The sequence below is a fragment of the Variovorax sp. YR266 genome (assembly GCF_900107295.1).
In the GTDB taxonomy this organism is placed as follows: Bacteria; Pseudomonadota; Gammaproteobacteria; order Burkholderiales; family Burkholderiaceae_C; genus Variovorax.
Genome location: NZ_FNPM01000003.1, coordinates 97,198 through 116,514 on the forward strand (window position 1 = coordinate 97,198; position 19,317 = coordinate 116,514).

Here is a 19,317-nt window from a genome sequence, read left to right on the forward strand (position 1 = left end):
CAAAACCAACGCAGGAGACATGCCTTGACAAAGCCCCACCCCCATTCGTCCGTCCCGATGCGCAAGACAGCAGCCCTGACGGCGCTCGCAGGCGCAACCTTGTTGCTGCTCGCCGCCTGCGGAGGCGGTGGTGGTGGCGGGGGTATCGGCATCGGGGTGGGCGTTCCGCCGCCCGCCACCGACGACGGCCGGGGCTCGGTGGTCACCAACCCGCCCGAGCAGACGGCGAAGCTGACCGCCGACCAGTTCACCGCCAGCCTGCAGGCCAGCGACCAGGGCAAGGCGCTGCTGCAGGTGGCGGGCACGCCCAAGTGCGGCATCGACCTGCGCTACCTCGAATACCGCACCATCGGCGCGAAGAGCGAGGCCACCAACGCCACCGCCGCAATCATGGTGCCCACCGGCTCCGACGTGGCCTGCGGCGGCCAGCGTCCGGTGGTGCTCTATGCCCACGGCACCACCGCCGCCAAGGCCTACAACCTGGCCAAGTGGACCGACAGCACGCAGGCGGCTGCCGGCGAGGGCCTGATGGTTGCCGCCATGTTCGCGGCGCAGGGCTACATCGTGGTGGCGCCCAATTACGCGGGCTACGACAAGTCGACCCTTCCCTACCACCCGTATCTCAACGGCGACCAGCAGGGCAAGGACATGGTCGACGCGCTCACCGCCGCGCGCAAGACCTTCTCGGGCATCGGCGCGAACGACGCCGGCTCGCTGTTCATCACCGGCTACTCGCAGGGCGGCTACGTGGCAATGGCGGCGCACCGCGAGATGCAGGCCACGGGCAAGACGGTGACGGCGTCGGCGCCACTGTCGGCACCCTCGGCCATCAGCCTGCTGACGGACTACACCTACCAGGGCTGGCCGGCGCTGGGCGCCACGCTGTTCGTGCCGCTGCTGTCGACCAGCTGGCAGCAGCAGTTCGGCAACGTCTACAGCTCCACCAGCGACGTGTATGAAGCGCAGTACGCCAACGGCATCGACACCCTGCTGCCGAGCACCTCGCCCGGCACGCTGTTCTCCAGCGGCAAGCTGCCGCAGCTGGCGCTGTTCCCGGCCAATGCCACGCCGGGGCCGGTGAGCCCCTCGCTGTCGATCTTCTACGGCGCCAACAACCTCATCAAGCAGAGCTTCCTGACGCAGGCCGCCGGCGACATCCAGGCCACGCCCTGCCCCGGCAACGCGCTGCCGGCCACGTCGGCGTCGCTGAGCACGGCCTCGCCGCTGGACTGCAAGCCGTCCACGGGCTTCCGCAAGGCGGCGCTCGCCAACGACCTGCGCAACTGGACGCCGACCCGGCCGATGCTGATGTGCGGCGGCGCCAACGATCCGACGGTGAACTTCGTGAGCACCCGCGCCACGTCAGGCTACTTCCGCGCCAAGGGTGTGCCGGCCACCGCGCTGGCGGTGGTCGATCTGGAAGATTCGGCCGCGATCGACGCCTACTCGACGGCCCGTGCCGGCTTCGCGCAGGCCAAGGCCCTGCTGGCGCAGAACACGTCAGGCAGCGCATCTGACAAGGCGCAGGCGGTCACGCTGGCGTACCACGGCACGCTGGCGCCGCCGTTCTGCCTGGCCTCCGCCCGTGGCTTCTTCCAGGGCGTGCTCGCCGCTGGGGGCTGATCAGGCCGCCGACGCGCGCTGCAAGCGATCCCGCACGCCTTCCCAATCGGGCGTGTCGGGCGGCATCTCGACCCAGATCAGCTTGACGCCCTGCGCATCGAACTCGCGCAGCACCGCGAAGAGTTGCTGCGCACTGGCCGCCGCGTCGTCGGGCATGCGCCGCTGCAGCACGCGCTGCGAGCGGCTGCGCACCACGGTGCGCGACCACACGGCGATGTGCGCGGCATTCGCGCCCAGCACGTCGAGGCCGGTCTGGATCGCCTTGGCGTCCATCAGCCGCACCTTGGCGTCCGGGGCGTAGTGCGCCTCCAGCGTGCCCGAGGCGCGCGGGTCGGGTGTTTCGAGCACTTCGCGGTCGCTGAGCCTCTCGCCGCAGGCGGCCTCGATCTGCGCACGCGTGATCAGGCCGGGCCGCAGCAGCACGGGGGCGCCACGGCTGCAGTCGACGATGGTCGACTCGATACCGACCTCGCAGGCTCCGCCGTCGACCACCAGCAGCGCGTCGCCGAACTCGTCGTGCACATGCTGCGCCGTGGTCGGGCTGACGCGGCCGAAGCGGTTGGCGCTGGGCCCCGCAAGGCCGGGCACACCCTGCTGGGCGCAGGCTTCGAGCAGCGCCTGCGCCACGGGATGCGAGGGGCAGCGCAGGCCGATGGTGTCCTGCCCGCCGGCCGCCGCCGCGCCCACGCCGGGCTGGCGCGTGACGATCAGCGTGAGCGGCCCGGGCCAGAAGGCCTGCACGAGCTTCTGCGCGAAGAGCGGCAGCGGCTGCGCGAAGCGCGACAGCGACTCGGTGCCCTTGATGCCGGCCGCCACATGGACGATCAGCGGGTGATCGGCGGGTCGCCCCTTGGCCTTGAAGATGCCTGCCACGGCCATGTCGCTGCTCGCGTCGGCCCCCAGGCCGTAGACAGTCTCGGTCGGAAAGGCGACCAGCCCGCCCGCGCGAAGCACGCGCGCGGCTTCGGCAATGGACTCGGGGGAGCGGCCGTCGAGGATCATGCGAGATCGGCGGTGGTCACCGCCGGCAGGCCCAGCAGCAGCGCGGCCTGCGAGGCGGTGACACGCACGGCTTCGAGCGTGGCGCCGGTGAGCGTGAGGTGGCCCATCTTGCGGCCGCGCCGCGGGTCGATCTTTCCGTAGAGATGCAGATGCACGCCCGGCAGCGCGAGCACCTCGTTCCAGCGCGGCGAAACCGGCTTGTCGCCGCCCTCGGTGAACCACAGGTCGCCCAGCAGGTTGAGCATGATCGCGGGGCTGTGCTGGCGCGGCGCGGCCAGCGGCAGGCCGGCGAGCGTGCGCACCTGCAGCTCGAACTGCGACACGTCGCAGGCTTCCATCGTGTAGTGGCCGCTGTTGTGCGGGCGCGGCGCCATCTCGTTGACGACCAGCGAGCCGTCGGCCAGCGCGAAGAACTCGACGCACAGCACGCCCACATAGCCCAGGCCGTTGGCGATGCTCTTCGCCGAATTGACCGCGCCCTGCGCCACCGTCTTCGGCATGTTCTGCGGATGCACCTCGGTGACAGCCAGGATGCCGTCGCGGTGCAGGTTGCGCTGCGGCGGAAAGTGCACGATCTGCCCGTCGCGGCTGCGCGCGAGGATGACCGAGCATTCGAACTCCAGCGGCAGCATCTTCTCGAGCACGCAGGGCACGCAGCCCGTGGCCTGCCAGGCGTCGACCAGCTCGGCGCGCGTCTTCACGCGCTGCTGGCCCTTGCCGTCGTAGCCCAGCCGCGCGGTCTTCAGGATGCCGGGTAGCAGGCTGTCTTCAACGGCGGCGAGCTGCGCCGCAGTCTCGATGACCGCATAGGGCGCGCAGGGCACGCCGCAGCGGGTGAAGTGGGCCTTTTCGGCGATGCGGTCCTGCGCGATGGCGATGGCCGAGGCGCCGGGCGACACCGGCCGCGCGACCGCGAGGTGCTCCAGCGAGGGCGCTGGCACGTTCTCGAACTCGGTCGTCACCGCATCGGCCAGGCCGGCGAGGCGGGCGAGGCCGTCGACGTCGTCGTAGTCAGTGTGGATGTGGTGGTGGCTCACGCGGCCGGCGGGGCTGTCGGTGTCGGGATCGAGCACCGCCGTGAAGTAGCCCATGCGCTGGGCCGCATGGGCGAACATGCGCCCCAGCTGGCCGCCGCCGAGCACGCCGAGCGTGGCGCCCGGGAGGATGGGCAGGTCACCGTTCTTGCTGTTGCTCACAGGGCACCTCCGCCTTGCGGCGAGAAAGGAGACACGGGGGGTGCCTTGCCAGTGTCGCCGGCGGTAGCCGGCGGCAGCGTCATAGCTTCGGCGGCGGCGGTCTGCGCCGTGCGGAAGGCATCGAGCTTCGCGCGCAGCGCCGGGTCGTTCACCGCCAGCATCGCCACCGCAAACAGCGCCGCATTGGCCGCGCCCGCGTTGCCGATGGCAAAAGTGGCCACCGGCACGCCCTTGGGCATCTGCACGATGCTGTAGAGCGAATCGACGCCCTGCAGGTGGCGGCTGGCCACCGGCACGCCCAGCACCGGCACCGTGGTCTTGGAGGCCAGCATGCCCGGCAGATGGGCCGCGCCGCCCGCGCCCGCGATGATTGCGGTGAGCCCGCGCCCGGCGGCGCTTTCGGCGTACGCGAAGAGCGCATCGGGCATCCGGTGGGCCGAGACCACCTTTGCTTCGTGACTGATTCCGAATTGCTGGAGAATCTCGACCGCGTTGCGCATCGTCTCCCAATCGGAGTTCGAGCCCATCACTACACCGACCTGAATGGTTTCGTTCATGGTTTCAATTTTACGTTTCACCCTCAGCTGGTTCCGATGATCGACATCACTCTCGAAAATTTCCAGGCCGAACTGATCGAAGGCTCAGTGGCCACGCCGGTGCTGCTGGACATCTGGGCCGAATGGTGCGGCCCCTGCAAACAGCTGGGCCCGGTGCTCGAAAAGCTCGAAGTCGAGTACGCCGGCCGCTTCACGCTGGCCAAGCTCGACGCCGACAAGGTGCCGCAGATTTCGTCGCAGCTGTCCGAAATGTTCGGCGTGCGCAGCATCCCGTTCTGCGTGATGTTCAAGGACGGCCAGCCGGTGGACGGCTTTGTCGGCGCCATTCCGGCCGAGAAGATCCGCGAATTCCTCGACAAGCACGTGCCGGGCGCCGACGAGGCCGAGGCCGCCTCTGAAGAAGCCGCCGCGCAGGAAGCGCTGGCCGAAGGCGACACCCAGGGCGCGCTCGAACGGCTGCAGCACGCAGTGGCCACCGACCCGGCCAACGACGACGCCCGCTTCGACTACATCAAGCTGCTGCTGCAGGAAGGCCGCGTCGACGACGCCAAGGTCGCCTTTGCCCCGGTGATCGCCAAGACCACGCTGGTGCGCCGCTTCGATGCACTGCAGCGCTGGATGGATGCTATCGATTTCGCAGCGCCGGTGGCAGGCGCCGCGCCTGCGATCGCCGAGTTCGAGGCGAAGATCGCCGCCAACAAGCGCGACTTCGACGCCCGCTTCGGCCGTGCCCGCCTGCTGATGGCCGCACAGCGCTGGACCGACGCGATGGACGAGCTGCTCGACATCCTGATGCGCGACAAGACCTGGAGCGAAGACCTGGCCCGCAAGACCTACATCGCCATCCTCGACCTGATCGAGCCGCCGAAGGTGAAGGTGGCCGACGGGCAGATCCCGCCGGACGATCCGGTGGTGGCCACCTATCGCCGCCGCCTCAGCAGCATCGTGCTGAGCTGATCCGGAAAGCGGATCCACAAAGCGACCCTCGGGGTCGCTTTTTCGTGGCCGCCTCGAATACGATCACGCCCGATTCAACTTGTTGCAGATTGAAAAGGAAGACTGGCCATGCGCTCCTTCGCCCGCCGTATCGTGTTTCCCCTTCTTGCCACGACGGCGCTGCTGACCGCCCTGACCGGTTGCGGCAGCGGCATCAGCCTCGACGAGCCGATCGAAGGGCCGGTCTGGCGCCTTGCTCAACTGGGTGACGAGCCGGTCGGGCAGAGCGAAGCGCAAGTTCAGTTCGACCGCAGCAGCGGCCGCGTCAGCGGCTCGGGCGGCTGCAACCGCATCTCGGGCACCTTCACGCGCAGCGGCATCACGCTGAAGATCGGCCAACTGGCCTCTACCCGCATGGCCTGCGCGGACCCGGCGCGTGGGGCCAATGAAGCGCAGTTCATTTCCGCGCTGCAGAGTACTGCGAGCTACCGGCTGGCGGGGCAGAGCCGGCTGGCGCTGCTGGACGGCAGCGGGCGGACGGTGGCGCTGTTGAACTCGGGAACGTCGCGCTGAAGGATCAGCCCGTCAGGCGCTCCAGCGCCTCGCGGTACTTGGCAGCCGTCTTCTCGATGACCTCAGCCGGCAGGCGCGGCGCCGGGGGCGTCTTGTCCCACGGCTTGCCGTTGATCTTGGTGGCTTCGAGCCAGTCGCGCACGAACTGCTTGTCGTAGCTCGGCGGGTTGGCGCCGGTGGCCAGCGCGGCCTGGTAGCCCTCGACCGGCCAATAGCGCGAACTGTCTGGCGTGAGCACTTCGTCCATCAGCACCAGCGTGCCGGCTTCGTCCAGGCCGAACTCGAACTTGGTGTCGGCAATGATCATTCCCTTGGTCAGGGCGATCTGGGCGGCGGTTTCGTAGATGGCGATGCTGGTTTCGCGGATCTGCTGGGCCAGCTTGGGGCCGACGATCTCGACCACGCGGTCGTAGCTGATGTTCTCGTCGTGCTCGCCGGCTGCCGCCTTGGCGGCGGGCGTGAAGATCGGGCGCGGCAGCTTGCTGGCGTTGGTCAGGCCCTCGGGCAGCGGCACGCCGCAGACCGATCGGCTGTCCTGGTATTCCTTCCAGCCGCTGCCGGCCAGGTAGCCGCGCACCACGGCCTCGACCGGAATGGGCTTCAGGCGCTTGACCAGCATCGAGCGGCCCGTGACCTGCGGCACCTCATCGGGTGTTACAGCGCTTTCGGGCGCGTCGCCGGTCAGGTGGTTGGGGCAGATCTGGCCCAGCCGCTCGAACCACCACAGCGCCATCTGCGTGAGGATCTCGCCCTTGCCGGGAATGGGCTCGCCCATGATCACGTCGAAGGCGCTGAGCCGGTCGCTCGCGACCATCAGGATGCGGTCTTCGCCGACGGCGTAGTTGTCGCGCACCTTGCCGCGCGCAAGCAGGGGCAGGCTCTGGATGGAGGAGGTGTGGACGGTGGTCATGGGAACAACAACAAATGCGGTGGGGAACGTGGGACGGTGAAAGCGGATTGTGCGCGCAGAAAAAAGCCACCGCGAACGGTGGCCTTCGAATCGCAAGGAAGTTTTTAGACGACTTCCTGAGCCAGTTCGCCCTTGGCGTACTTGGCGGCGACCACTTGCAGCGTGTCGCCCTTGATCTTGGCGCCCTGGCCTTCGCAGCCGAACTCGATGTAGCGCTGCTTGCAGATCAGCTTTGCGGCCTCGCGCGCGGGCTTGAGCCACTCGCGGGCGTCGAACTTCTCGGGGTTCTCGGCCAGGAACTTGCGCACCGCGCCGGTCATGGCCAGGCGGATGTCGGTGTCGATGTTGATCTTGCGCACGCCGTGCTTGATGGCTTCCTGGATTTCCTTGACGGGCACGCCGTAGGTTTCCTTCATGTTGCCGCCGTACTGGCGAATGATGGCCAGCAGTTCCTGCGGCACGCTCGACGAGCCGTGCATCACCAGATGGGTGTTGGGAATGCGGCGGTGGATTTCCTTGATGCGGTCGATCGCCAGGATGTCGCCGGTGGGCTCGCGCGTGAACTTGTAGGCGCCGTGGCTGGTGCCGATGGCGATGGCCAGCGCGTCGATCTGGGTGCGCTTGACGAAGTCGGCTGCCTGCTCGGGGTCGGTGAGCAGCTGTTCGCGCGTCATGGTGTCGTCGGTGCCGTGGCCGTCTTCCTTGTCGCCCTTCATGGTCTCGAGCGAGCCGAGGCAGCCGAGCTCGCCTTCGACGGTGACGCCCAGGCGGTGGGCCATGTCCGACACCTTCTTGGTGACGTCGACGTTGTAGTCGTAGCTGGCGATGGTCTTGCCGTCGGCCTCGAGCGAGCCGTCCATCATGACCGAGCTGAAGCCCAGGTCGATGGCGCCCTTGCAGACGTCGGGGTTCTGGCCGTGGTCCTGGTGCATGACCAGCGGGATGTTCGGGTACTGCTCGATGGCGGCCTGGATCAGGTGCTTGATGAAGGCTTCGCCGGCGTACTTGCGGGCGCCTGCGCTGGCTTGCAGGATGACGGGCGCGCCGGTTTCCTTGGCGGCCTCCATGACGGCCTGGACCTGTTCGAGGTTGTTGACGTTGAAGGCCGGAATGCCGTAGCCATTGGCTGCGGCATGGTCGAGCAGTTCGCGCATCGAGACGAGTGCCATGGAAATACCTCGCGGAAATTAGGGAAAGAAGAAGGCGGAAAGACGAGAGAAAACTGCCGCAATTCTACCGAGCCCCCTTGTGGGACAGGACTGACGCCAACCCGAGGAACTCCATCACCGGCGGCAGCACCGGCCCACCCAGCCACTGGATGGGCCTGGCGAAAGCGCCGATCAGCGTCACGTGGCTCAGGTTGTCGAACAGCCTGACCTGCACCGGCACGCCCGCCGCGCGCAGCGCCGTGGCCATCTGCCCGGTGTTGCGGTCGGGGTAGACCAGGTCGTCTTTCGATGCCGCCATGAGCAGCGCGCGCGGCGAGGCTGGCGTGACATGCGCCAGCGGCTGCGAGTCGGGCGGCGTGTCCGGCCAGTTGAAGGCAACCTGCGCCTGCGGGTCGCCGATGGGCAGAAAGTCGTAGGGGCCGGCCAGGCCGATCCAGCCCGCGAGTTGCTTCGGGCTGGCGCCCACCTCGCCGAGCCAGCGCTCGTCGAGTGCCACCATCGCGGTGTTGTAGCCACCCGAGCTGTGCCCCATCACGAACACCTGCTTCGGATCGGCGCCCAGCCGGGCCGCGTTGTCGAGCGCCCATTTGACGGCCAGCGCGCTGTCGCGCACGAACGCCGGGTAGGTGAAGGCCGGCGACAGCCCGTAGTCGGGCACCACCACCACCGCGCCGCGCGCGGCCAGCGCCTCGCCGACGAACCTGTAGCTGGCGCGGTCGCCGGTCGTCCAGGTGCCGCCATAGAAGAACACGACCAGCGGCCGCGCACCCTGGGCCGGCTGCGTGGCCGGCAACGGCTGGTACACGTCGAGCAACTGGCGGGGCGCCTGGCCGTAGGCGATGCCGCCCTGGAGCCGGTAAGTGTCGGTGGGCACCAGGCCGTTGAGCACCTTGACCGGCGAGCAGGCCGGGAGCACTGCGGCGGCGATGACGCAGAGGGCGATGAAGAAAGCGCCGCGGCGCCGGCGGAGTGACGCGAAGGTGGGAAGACTCATCGCAACAGTACGCACGCGGGCGGGCGCCGGTTTCGTCAGATCGGCAACTGCGTGGTCGACAGCACCTGCTTGAGCACAACGAAAGTCCGGACCTGCCGCACGCCCGGCAGGTACAGCAGCTGCTCGGCATGCAGGTGGTTGAAGCTGTCGTTGTCGCGCGTGCGCACGAGCATGAAGTAATCGAACTCGCCCGTGACCACATGGCATTCGAGGCAGCCCGACACCTTCTGCGCGGCCTTCTCGAAGTCGGCGAACGAGTCGGGCGTGGAGCGGTCGAGCACCACGCCGATCATCACGAGCATGCCGACGTCGAGCGCGTCGGCATCGAGCAGGGCGACGATGCCCTTGATGAACCCCTCCGCCTTGAGCCGCTCGACACGGCGCAGGCAGGCGGCCGCACTGAGATTGACCTTGGCGGCCAGCGCCACGTTCGACAGCGAAGCGTCGCGCTGAAGGGCGCGGAGGATGGCGCGGTCGGTGCGATCGAGCTCCGGCGCGATACGCAATTTTGTTGTGCTCATGCCTTATTTTTCGGCTTGAAAGTTTTCGATCTGGCCATAGTGCCTTTTTTTCTCTAGAGAATCCACAAAACTTCGCAAGCACGTTGCGTTCGCTTCTTTCTACGATCTAAGGCTTCAACTCCCTGGAGCCGCTCCCATGAATCTGAAGAAGTTTCCCCGCTACGCCCTGACCTTCGGCCCCACGCCGATTCACCCGCTGAAGCGGCTGAGCGCGCACCTCGGCGGCAAGGTCGATCTGTACGCCAAGCGCGAGGACTGCAACAGCGGCCTGGCCTTCGGCGGCAACAAGACGCGCAAGCTCGAATACCTGATCCCCGAGGCGCTCGAGGGCGGCTACGACACGCTGGTGTCCATCGGCGGCATCCAGTCGAACCAGACGCGGCAGGTGGCCGCGGTGGCCGCGCACCTCGGGCTGAAATGCGTGCTGGTGCAGGAGAACTGGGTCAACTACTCCGACGCGGTGTACGACCGGGTCGGCAACATCGAGATGTCACGCATCATGGGCGCCGACGTGCGGCTGGACGCGGCAGGCTTCGACATCGGCATCCGCAAGAGCTGGGAAGACGCGATGGAGAGCGTGCGCAAGGCTGGCGGCAAGCCGTTTCCGATTCCGGCGGGCTGCTCGGAGCATCCGCGCGGCGGGCTCGGCTTCGTCGCCTTTGCCGAAGAAGTGCGCCAGCAGGAGGCCGAGCTGGGCTTCAAGTTCGACTACATCGTGGTCTGCGCGGTCACCGGCAGCACGCAGGCCGGCATGGTGGTGGGCTTCGCGGCCGACGGCCGGGCCGACCGCGTGATCGGCATCGACGCCTCGGCCAAGCCGCAGCAGACCTTCGACCAGATCCTGCGCATCGCGAAGAACACGGCCGAGCTGGTGGAGCTGGGCCGCGACATCACCGAGAAAGACGTGGTGCTCGACCGCCGCTTCGGCGGCCCCGAGTACGGGCTGCCGAACGACGGCACGCTGGAAGCCATTCGCCTGTGTGCGCGCTTCGAGGGCATGCTGACCGACCCCGTGTACGAGGGCAAGTCGATGCACGGGATGATCGAGAAGGTGCGGCTGGGGGAATTCCCGGCCGGCTCGAAGGTGCTGTATGCGCACCTGGGCGGGGTGCCCGCGCTGAACGCCTACAGCTTCCTGTTCCGCAACGGTTGAGCCGACTCAGCTCGCGCGGCAGATCTTGAGCATGTTGGTGCCGCCAGGGGCACCCATCGGCTCGCCGCAGGTAATGGCGTAGACGTCGCCGCTCTGAACGATGCCGCGCTTCTTCAGGTGGTTTTCGGCCTGCTGCAGCGCGGTGTCGCGGTCGCTTTCCGAATCCATCAGCAGCGGGCGCACGTTGCGGTACAGCGCCAGCTTGCGCTGCGTGGCCAGCCGCGAGGTCAGCGCGTACATGGGAATGTGCGCGCGGTGGCGGCTCATCCACAGGATGGTGGAGCCCGACTCGGTCAGCGCCACGATGGCCTTGGCGCCCAGGTGGTGGGCAGTGAACAGCGCGCCCATGGCGATCGACTGGTCGATGCGGCTGTAGGTCTTGCCGCTGAAATCGGCGTCGAGCGTCTTGTCTTCGGCAGCTTCGGCAGCTTCGCAGATGCGGCTCATCTCCTGCACGGTCTCGAGCGGGTAGCGGCCCGAGGCGGTCTCGGCCGAGAGCATCACGGCGTCGGTGCCGTCGAGCACGGCGTTGGCCACGTCGCTCACTTCGGCGCGCGTGGGCACGGGGTTGGTGATCATCGACTCCATCATCTGGGTCGCGGTAATGACCACCTTGTCCATGTCGCGCGCCATGCGGATCATTTTTTTCTGCAGCGCCGGCACGGCCGCATTGCCCACCTCGACCGCGAGATCGCCGCGCGCAACCATGATGCCGTCGCTGGCGCGCAGGATTTCTTCCAGCTTCGGGATGGCTTCAGCGCGTTCGATCTTGGCGATCATGCCGGGCTTGTGGCCGTACTCGGCCGCGGCCACGTTGCACAGCTGGCGCGCCATTTCCATGTCTGTGGCGTTCTTCGGGAAGCTCACGGCCACGTAGTCGGCCTGGAAGCTCATCGCGGTCTTGATGTCTTCCATGTCCTTGGCGGTCAACGCGGGCGCCGTGAGGCCGCCGCCCTGCTTGTTGATGCCCTTGTTGTTCGACAGCTCGCCGCCCAGCTTGACGGTGGTGTGCACGGCCTCGCCCTTGACGGCGTCGACGGTCAGCACGATGAGGCCGTCGTTCAGCAGCAGCCTGTCGCCGGGCTTCACGTCGCGCGGGAGGTCTTTGTAGTCGAGGCCCACGGCATCGGCGTCGCCGAGTTCGGTGCGCGAGGCGTCGAGCACGAACTTGGCGCCCGGCTCCAGCCAGACCTTGCCCTGCGCGAACTTGCCGACGCGGATCTTGGGGCCCTGCAGGTCGGCCATGATGGCCACTTCGCGGCCGGCCTTGCGGGCGGCTTCGCGCACCATGGCGGCGCGGTCGATGTGGTCTTGCGCGGTGCCATGGCTGAAGTTCAGCCGCACCACGCTGACCTTGGCCTGGATCATCTTTTCCAGCAATTCGGGGGTGCTGGACGCCGGACCGAGCGTGGCAACGATCTTGGTGGCGTGGCGGGGGATGCGGTCCGTGCTCATGAGGGTAGTCTCCGTTTTGTATTCGCTACTGTATACACTTTGTGTGTCGGACGGAAGTCACCCATGGGTTTTCCCGCGCAGGGCCTTGCTCAACCGGCCGCGCGCTTCGACAGGATCTCGAAGGCCGGCAGGGTCTTGCCTTCCAGCACTTCCAGGAAGGCGCCGCCGCCGGTCGAGATGTAGCCGACCTGCTTTTCGATGCCGTACTTGGCGATGGCCGCCAGCGTGTCGCCGCCACCGGCGATAGAGAAGGCACTGCTCTCGGCAATGGCCTGCGCGATGGCCTTGGTGCCATTGGCGAAGGCGTCGAACTCGAACACGCCCACCGGGCCGTTCCAGACAATGGTGCCGGCTTCGCGCAGCTGCGCGGCCAGGATCGCGGCCGTCTTCGGGCCGATGTCGAGGATCAGGTCGTCGTCGGCCACATCGCTTGCGTCCTTGACGGTGGCAGCCGCATCGGCCGCGAAGGTCTTGGCCGTGACCACGTCCACCGGAATCGGCACGTCGGCGCCGCGCGCGCGCATGGCGTCGATCACCGCCTTGGCCTGGTCGACCAGGTCGGGCTCGGCCAGCGACTTGCCGATCTTCAGGCCGGCGGCCAGCATGAAGGTGTTGGCGATGCCGCCACCCACGATCAGCTGGTCGACGTTGGCCGACAGGCTCTTGAGGATGGTCAGCTTGGTGCTGACCTTGGAGCCGGCCACGATGGCCACCAGCGGCCGCTTGGGTTGCGCCAGCGCCTTGGTGATGGCGTCGATCTCGGCCGCCAGCAACGGGCCGGCCGCGGCGATCTTCGCGAACTGCGCAATGCCGTAGGTGGTGGCCTCGGCGCGGTGGGCGGTGCCGAAGGCGTCGTTCACGTAGATGTCGGTGAGGGCGGCCAGCTTCTTGGCCAGCGCCTCGTCGTTCTTCTTCTCGCCCTTGTTGACGCGGCAGTTCTCGAGCAGCACGACCTGACCGGGCTTGACGTCGACGCCGTCGACCCAGTTGGAGACCAGCGGCACCCCATTTTCGTACGGGTGGCCGAGCAGCTCGCCCAGGCGCTTGGCGACGGGGGCAAGCGAGTCTTCGGGCTTGAACTCGCCTTCGGTCGGGCGGCCCAGGTGCGACGTGACCATCACTGCTGCACCAGCGTCGAGCGCCAGCTGGATGCAAGGCACCGAGGCGCGCACGCGCGTGTCTTCGGTGATGTTGCCTGCGTCGTCCTGCGGCACGTTGAGGTCGGCACGGATGAAGACGCGCTGGCCGGCGGCTTTGCCCTGTGCGCAGAGGTCGGTGAATCGAATGACGTTCATGGATCTGGAGGAGGTGGAAGACGGGTCGGCCTGCATTGTATGGGAGCCCTTTTATCGTTAGGGAGTAGCTATAGTGCGCTAAGTCTCTCTCAGAGACGAGTAGCGGGTGGGGGACTGGGGGAGGGAAAAATGGGTCACAAGGTTGTGGATAACCTCACACTGGAACGTTGGCGCAGGCTCGACTCGGTCGCCCTCTTGAGGGCGCTCGCCATTCACATGGCCCAGGATGCCCAGTTCAAGCCGCGCGCCAATCCGAAGACGACCCGTTGGCACGCAAATGTTGCCGATCGTGACTACGAGTTCCTGTGCACCGGCCCCAAGTTCCACGATTCGCGGGCCCAATGCGGCGGCGGCGGCGCCGTGGATCTCGTGATGCACCTGTTTGAACTGGACTTCAAGGGCGCCGTGGCCTTCTTGAAGGGCAAAGGGCTCTGAATGCACCTCGTTTTTGCCACCAGCGATTTCGTCATCAGTGGGCACCCGTATCCAGGCTTTCCAATTCTGTTGAGGGACAACATGGAAGGCTGCGCACCCGTCAACCAGTTCTTCCGGTTCTATCTTCTGCGCGGTCCGATCGGCTCCAAGAAGTCCTGGGCCAACACCGGGCAGGCCCTGTACGACTATTTCAGCTTCTTGCAAGCCCACGAGCTGGCCTGGGACGATGTCGATCGGGGGGAGGACAAGACCCTGGTTGCAGCCTATCGGGACTATTGCTTCGACGTCGCCGAACTCGCACGCAACACGGTGCGCAACCGGTTGCTCTACGTATGCGCGTTCTACGAGTTCGCGCTTCGACAGACATGGATCGGCAACCTGCCCTTCGGATTCGAGGAGCGTCGTGCACCTCGAGCGCCGGCACTTCTTGCCCACGTCGATGCGAGAGGCGGCAAAACTTCCGTTCGAGATGTCATGCCGCGGGCTCACAAGGACATCCCAAAATTTCTCTCCAGTGAACAAGCAAAAGCCCTGCTGCAGGCAGCCACCAATCCTCACCACCGCATGATCATTCGATTTGCGCTGGGGACTGGATTGCGCAGGGAGGAGCTGGCGACCTTTCCGCTGGCCCTTGTCGTCGCCCCGGACAGCGCGGATCGCCAGGCACGCAACATCCGTGTGAGTCTTTCTCCTCGAGACGGGCACGGCATGAAAACCAAAGGCAGCAAGCCGAGAGACATCTATATCAGCCGGCGATTAATGGAGGACTTGCGCCACTATGCGGTCCATGTTCGCGGCGAACGCGCCTGCCTGAGTGCACGCGAGCAGAAGGCACTCTTTCTGAACCAGGAAGGCGAACCTTTCAGCGCCGATGGCAAGAGCCTGGATCGCATTGTCAGACTCATCGGCCAGAAGGCCGGGGTCCGGGTCTGGACCCACATGCTGAGGCACACCTACGCCACGCACACGTTGGTGTCGTTGCAGCGCAGTCGCGATCGCAACCGGATCGAGCCGCTCGCATTCCTGCAACAACAACTCGGACACGCATCGATCAACACCACGATGGTGTATCTGCACCTAGTCAACGAACTGGCCGACGATGCCGTGCTCGCCTATGACGACGAACTAAACAACTGGGCTGAGGAGTGCTGATGGGAAAGCGCAAGGTTTTCGTGAAGTCCGACCTCGCCACCGCACGGATCGAATACACACGCAATGCCAAACAACAAGTGGTCATCTCGGCCGATGTCATTCCGCCGGACAATCTGATTGTCCATATCGGCAGAAACGCCTCGAGTCGCCGGCGATTCGACTTCGGCCCCTGGTATGGCGTGGGCATCGATCCCATCACGTATGCCTGCCAGCGACAAATCGAGCGCTTTCTGGACAAACAGGATTCGGACGTTGAAGTTTCCACGGTCGTTGCCTATTGCGTGAGTGGACTCAGGCAATTTCTCGACTATTTGGTGTTGCGCAGCACCGCGGCGCGGCAGCCGCTGTCCCTAGCCGCTATCACGCGGGATACCGTGGACGGCTACCTAGGGTTCCTGCGTGATAAGGGTTATACAACGCCGACCCAACAGACTTGCTACAACCTGACCAAGTCCGTCCTTGTCGCCTTGGGACGTCGCGGGGTTCTCGAACTGGTGAACAGTGGCGATGACCGCACCTTCCCCATGAATCCGTTTCCCGGCAGCCACCACCACACCCTCGGAGAGACCCCCCTTTCGCGGGAACAGCGCAAGGCTTTCACTGTCGCTGTGAAGACTGCTGTCATGCCTCTTTTCACGTTGGACGCCGAGCCGTCGAGCACCTTGCTGGCCCACGCCCTGCTGGTGGTGGCGCTTCATACCGGACGCAACACCACGCCGCTGCTCGAAATGCCTGTCGATTGCCTGCGGGCCCATCCCAAGGATGACATCGAGTTCCTGGTGCTGTACAAGCGCCGCGGACATACGACGACCAAGGTCGCATTGCGATCCAACAGTACGGTGGATCGGGTGGTCGAGTCGACGCCGACGCTGCGCCCGACCGTCGTGCGACTTATTCGCCGCGTCATCGAACTAACGGCGACCGTTCGCGAAGAAGCACCGGCGGAGATTCGCGAGCGCGTGTGGCTGTTCCGGTCTCGCGCGGGCGACAGGATCGGGCAGATCTCGACCTTGAGCAACAACGTGCTGGGTGATGCGGTCAGCATGCTCGTCAGGGAATACCGTCTGACCGACAGCGAAGGCAAGCCGATGCGCATCAACGTGAGCCGCCTTCGAAAGACGTTCACGAATCGTGTCAACGAAATTCTGGACGGCGACACGGCCACCACGGCGATTGCGGCGGGAAACACCCCTTCGGTCACGGCCCGCCACTACCTGCGTCCAAGCGAAGAGGCCCGAAGAAACTGGCAGTTCATGGGGACATGCCTGGTCAAGGAGTTGCTGGCCAATACGCTGGGCGCGACGGCGCGCACGCCAGTGGGCCGGTGTTCCGACAACAGGAACGGCGACTATGCGCCGAAACGCCACGACGCCGTGTGCGAGAGCTTTCTCAATTGCCTGCGTTGCAGGAACTACGTGGTCACGGGAGATGACCTGTGGCGGCTTTATTCGTTTTACTGGCGAGTGCTCCGGGAACAGCCCCGCATGGAAAAACGCCGGTGGGAACGATTGTTCTCTCACATCCCTCGCCTGATCGAGCGGGACGTCATTGAGGCCGGCATCGCCCGCAAGCTCTTCAAAAGGGCGCAGGTGGCGGCAGCCCGGGAGCGGGCTCGACACGATCCGCATCCTTTCTGGGCCAGTGAAACGATCATCAGTGAGCTGGATGCGTTGACATGAGACGAGTTGCCCTGCCCATCCCCCAGGAACCGATGGGAACAACCCAGCCGTTCGACGTTCGCGGACTGTCCGCCACCCAACGAGACTTGCTCATCATCTCTGCGCAGGAAGTCGATGGTCGATGGGTGATCCTGAGTCGGTATGGCGAGGATCGATGGAAAATCCTGGGTCTGCCCACGAACATGCGAGATTGCGAAAGCTTCCTGGACTTCACCCTCGTTCCGGCACCTTATCGCGACACCATGAAGGCGATCCTCTATCGCTATGTTCGACGGGGACGGGCCGGAAAGAAGCGACCGACGGCTCGCAGCATCGTCAAGCTGCTGAGGGATGCCGGCCCTTTCCTTCAATACCTGCATCGTCTGAATATCGGTCGGCTATCCGACGCAACGCCCATGGTCTGCGCAGTGTATGCCCAGGCATGCAAAGAGCATCGCCAGTGCGCTCCTTTTCCCGGCGCGGGCAAACCACTGAAGGCCTCATCTCTCATGCATCGCTTCAGCGTGGTCGAAGCCATCTACGAGCTCAGCCAGCATACGGAAGACCCGATGACCACGCATCCGTGGCTTGGAACTTCGGCGACGCACATGGCGGGGATGACGGGCCATGGGACCAGCGATCGCGGAGGCAAGACGCCGCTCATACCGGACGACGTGTTCACCACGCTCTTCCAGGCGGCTTGGACGACCGTCGCGCGGGGGACCGTGCTGCTGAACCTTCGGGACGGCGTGGATAGCTTCAAAAAGGCCAAGGAAGACCGGGGCCGCCAAGCGACCGACGGCGCCCTGACACGCTATTTGAAGCGACAAGGGTGGGTCGACGGACTTGGAGTCTTCAATAAGGCATTGCGGGAGCTCCGCACGGCTTGCTACATCGTGGTCGCCAGTGTCTCCGGATGTCGCAATCATGAGCTTGCACTCATTCAATCCGATGCGTGCTACAGCACGGAAGAACCTGCCAGCACAGCCGCTGACCAGGGCGGCGCCCTCACCTGTTGGTGGCTGCGCTCGGAGTCCAGGAAAACCGATGAAGGGCGCACCGAATGGATGATCCCGGAAGCCGGCGTCACCGCATTGCGGATCATGGACCGCTGGGCCAAGCCTTACCAGGCCGAGATCGAAGCAGAAATTGCGTGGCGCCGCGCCGCCGATCCGATGGACCCGGAAATCGCGGAAGCGCAGCGCCACCTGAAAGCCGTATTCCTGGCGGTCATTCCGAGGCAGCGCAACGTGGTCCGCACCGTGTCAGGTAGCTCATGGAACACGTGCTTGAAGGCCTTTGCAAAGAACGCTGGCGTCAGCTGGCCTCTGGCGACACACCAATTCCGCCGAAAGTTCGCCAACTACGCCGCCCGCAGCCAGTTCGGAGACCTGCGCTACCTGAAGGAGCACTTCAAACACTGGTCGATGGACATGACCCTTGGCTATGCATTGAACGAGTCGCAAGAGATGAAGCTCTACATCGAAATCCAGGACGAACTGGACGACATCAAGGCGGGGTTGGCCGATAGCTGGCTGAGACCACACGAACAACTCGCCGGAGGGTACGGCACCAACATCATGGCTTGGCGTGGCGGCGAGGCCGTGACCATCTTCAAGAGCCACCAGCAGATGGTGCGCGCCTTGGCGAACAGCACAGCGATCCGCAGCAACGGCCACGCATGGTGCACGGCCGACGACAACCGGTGCATCGGCAATGGCATCGGGCACACCCGGTGCATTGATTGCAGCAACGCCGTGATCGGCCGTCAGCATGCCAGGCTTTACAAGGGCCTCCACGACCACTTGAAAGAGGTGCTCGCGTGCGATGACATCGGAGAGGGCGGCTTGAACATGGTTCGACGCGACATGGCCCGATGCCGCGATGTACTGGTCGCTCTGGGGCATGACGACCGGGAACTCATCGTGTGAGCGCGCCCCGCAAGACCGCCCAGGCGCGAGAAAAGGAACTGCGCCTTGCCATGTTCCGTATCGAGCGCGGCCGCTCGCTCACGAAGGAGACCCGGCTGAGCATCGCCTCCGTCGCGCGCGAGGCCGGCGTCAGCACGGCCCTCATCCACAACCACTACCCTGGCATTGCCGATGCGATCCGGCAAGCCCAGGGCCGCGACAACCGAACACAACGCGATGCGAAGACCCTGGCGCTCAAGGAAGAAAAGCGCAACGCCAAGGCATTGCGCCAGGAAGTCGCCGCTTTGCGCACCGATGTCGCCAGGCTTTCTTCGATCAACGAAGTGCTGACCGCCGAGAATGCCGTGCTCAGGGCAAAGCTGAGCGACCCCAAGATCGTTGAATTGGTATCGCGTGCCAGGGACAAGACGCCCGAAATGGATTTCTGATGGACGTACCATCATTGTTGGTGGCGGGCTTCGTCGGTGGATGGCTGAAACAGGGGCTGGGATCCGACTCGCTGTTCCTCCCTGAGCGCTCGCCGGGACGGTCGTCACCTTCTTCACCCTCCCGCTCTTATAAATCTTCATTCTGGCCGGCGCGTCCGCTATCGGGGCCACGCACGGAAAGCTGGGCGTCACGTCGACCACCACCAGCTTCGCTCCGAGGACCGCCCGATTGAAGTACTTCAGAGTTGTGGATCCTGATCCCGTTGGAATACTGCCGGTGCCGGTGCCCCCCATCTCGCCCTTCGATCTGTTAGCGACTGTCCACCCCG

At 65.6% G+C, this 19,317-nt stretch carries 18 protein-coding genes; 9 read left to right on the forward strand and 9 right to left on the reverse strand.

What is annotated here, in order from left to right; translation table 11 throughout:
- The first annotated feature begins 57 nt into the window (after positions 1 to 57).
- The gene (locus BLW48_RS09610) at positions 58 to 1,623 is read left to right on the forward strand and encodes an alpha/beta hydrolase family protein (RefSeq protein ID WP_093076183.1); all 1,566 of its coding nucleotides are present in this window, start codon (positions 58 to 60) and stop codon (positions 1,621 to 1,623) included.
- On the opposite strand, the gene BLW48_RS09615 is transcribed toward BLW48_RS09610, so the two are convergent.
- The 3 genes from BLW48_RS09615 to purE are packed head-to-tail and all read right to left on the reverse strand — an operon-like array spanning position 1,624 to position 4,378.
- A complete protein-coding gene (locus BLW48_RS09615) occupies positions 1,624 to 2,625 on the reverse strand; it encodes an L-threonylcarbamoyladenylate synthase (RefSeq protein WP_093174282.1) in 1,002 nt (333 codons plus the stop codon).
- A complete protein-coding gene (locus BLW48_RS09620) occupies positions 2,622 to 3,821 on the reverse strand; it encodes a 5-(carboxyamino)imidazole ribonucleotide synthase (protein ID WP_093174284.1) in 1,200 nt (399 codons plus the stop codon). Before BLW48_RS09620 ends, BLW48_RS09615 begins: the two co-directional genes overlap by 4 nt.
- Positions 3,818 to 4,378: a 5-(carboxyamino)imidazole ribonucleotide mutase gene (gene purE, locus BLW48_RS09625; RefSeq protein WP_093174286.1), complete on the reverse strand. Its 561-nt coding sequence runs from the start codon at positions 4,376 to 4,378 to the stop codon at positions 3,818 to 3,820. The genes BLW48_RS09620 and purE overlap by 4 nt, the downstream gene beginning before the upstream one ends.
- 36 nt (positions 4,379 to 4,414) lie before the next feature.
- Between purE and BLW48_RS09630 the strand changes: the two genes are divergently transcribed.
- Together BLW48_RS09630 and BLW48_RS09635 are read left to right on the forward strand one after the other, a co-directional pair.
- On the forward strand, positions 4,415 to 5,335 hold the full coding sequence (locus BLW48_RS09630) for a tetratricopeptide repeat protein (RefSeq protein ID WP_093076187.1): 921 nt from the start codon (positions 4,415 to 4,417) through the stop codon (positions 5,333 to 5,335).
- 108 nt (positions 5,336 to 5,443) lie between these two features.
- On the forward strand, positions 5,444 to 5,887 hold the full coding sequence (locus BLW48_RS09635; protein WP_093174288.1) for an META domain-containing protein: 444 nt from the start codon (positions 5,444 to 5,446) through the stop codon (positions 5,885 to 5,887).
- 4 nt (positions 5,888 to 5,891) lie between these two features.
- On the opposite strand, the gene BLW48_RS09640 is transcribed toward BLW48_RS09635, so the two are convergent.
- The 4 genes from BLW48_RS09640 to BLW48_RS09655 all read right to left on the reverse strand — a co-directional run bounded on the left by BLW48_RS09640 (position 5,892) and on the right by BLW48_RS09655 (position 9,481).
- Positions 5,892 to 6,797 (reverse strand): phosphoribosylaminoimidazolesuccinocarboxamide synthase, encoded by a 906-nt coding sequence (locus tag BLW48_RS09640; protein ID WP_093174290.1) that lies wholly within the window; start codon positions 6,795 to 6,797, stop codon positions 5,892 to 5,894.
- Between the two features lie 104 nt (positions 6,798 to 6,901).
- A complete protein-coding gene (fba, locus tag BLW48_RS09645; protein WP_013544161.1) occupies positions 6,902 to 7,966 on the reverse strand; it encodes a class II fructose-bisphosphate aldolase in 1,065 nt (354 codons plus the stop codon).
- 64 nt (positions 7,967 to 8,030) lie between these two features.
- Positions 8,031 to 8,960: an alpha/beta hydrolase gene (locus BLW48_RS09650; protein WP_093174292.1), complete on the reverse strand. Its 930-nt coding sequence runs from the start codon at positions 8,958 to 8,960 to the stop codon at positions 8,031 to 8,033.
- Between the two features lie 35 nt (positions 8,961 to 8,995).
- Positions 8,996 to 9,481, reverse strand: a complete 486-nt coding sequence (locus BLW48_RS09655) for an Lrp/AsnC family transcriptional regulator (protein ID WP_093055402.1) — start codon at positions 9,479 to 9,481, stop codon at positions 8,996 to 8,998.
- Between the two features lie 136 nt (positions 9,482 to 9,617).
- Here BLW48_RS09655 and BLW48_RS09660 point away from each other — a divergent pair, with 136 nt between their 5' ends.
- Positions 9,618 to 10,634: a 1-aminocyclopropane-1-carboxylate deaminase gene (locus BLW48_RS09660; protein WP_093055400.1), complete on the forward strand. Its 1,017-nt coding sequence runs from the start codon at positions 9,618 to 9,620 to the stop codon at positions 10,632 to 10,634.
- A 6-nt stretch (positions 10,635 to 10,640) separates the two neighbouring features.
- On the opposite strand, the gene pyk is transcribed toward BLW48_RS09660, so the two are convergent.
- Both pyk and BLW48_RS09670 read right to left on the reverse strand, forming a co-directional pair.
- Complete coding sequence (gene pyk, locus BLW48_RS09665; RefSeq protein ID WP_093055398.1) at positions 10,641 to 12,089, reverse strand: pyruvate kinase; 1,449 nt, start codon at positions 12,087 to 12,089, stop codon at positions 10,641 to 10,643.
- Between the two features lie 89 nt (positions 12,090 to 12,178).
- Positions 12,179 to 13,384, reverse strand: a complete 1,206-nt coding sequence (locus BLW48_RS09670; protein ID WP_093174294.1) for a phosphoglycerate kinase — start codon at positions 13,382 to 13,384, stop codon at positions 12,179 to 12,181.
- 129 nt (positions 13,385 to 13,513) lie between these two features.
- Between BLW48_RS09670 and BLW48_RS09675 the strand changes: the two genes are divergently transcribed.
- Genes BLW48_RS09675 through BLW48_RS09695 form a run of 5 tightly spaced genes read left to right on the forward strand, consistent with a single transcriptional unit; the run spans position 13,514 to position 18,988 of the window.
- Positions 13,514 to 13,819 (forward strand): hypothetical protein, encoded by a 306-nt coding sequence (locus BLW48_RS09675; RefSeq protein ID WP_093174296.1) that lies wholly within the window; start codon positions 13,514 to 13,516, stop codon positions 13,817 to 13,819.
- Positions 13,820 to 14,971, forward strand: a complete 1,152-nt coding sequence (locus BLW48_RS09680; protein WP_093174298.1) for a tyrosine-type recombinase/integrase — start codon at positions 13,820 to 13,822, stop codon at positions 14,969 to 14,971.
- Complete coding sequence (locus tag BLW48_RS09685) at positions 14,971 to 16,650, forward strand: site-specific integrase (protein WP_093174300.1); 1,680 nt, start codon at positions 14,971 to 14,973, stop codon at positions 16,648 to 16,650. Before BLW48_RS09680 ends, BLW48_RS09685 begins: the two co-directional genes overlap by 1 nt.
- Complete coding sequence (locus BLW48_RS09690; RefSeq protein ID WP_093174302.1) at positions 16,647 to 18,560, forward strand: site-specific integrase; 1,914 nt, start codon at positions 16,647 to 16,649, stop codon at positions 18,558 to 18,560. Before BLW48_RS09685 ends, BLW48_RS09690 begins: the two co-directional genes overlap by 4 nt.
- Positions 18,557 to 18,988 carry a TetR family transcriptional regulator gene (locus BLW48_RS09695; protein WP_093174304.1) on the forward strand — a complete coding sequence of 144 codons (432 nt, stop codon included), beginning with the start codon at positions 18,557 to 18,559 and terminating at the stop codon, positions 18,986 to 18,988. The genes BLW48_RS09690 and BLW48_RS09695 overlap by 4 nt, the downstream gene beginning before the upstream one ends.
- Positions 18,989 to 19,317 lie beyond the last annotated feature (329 nt).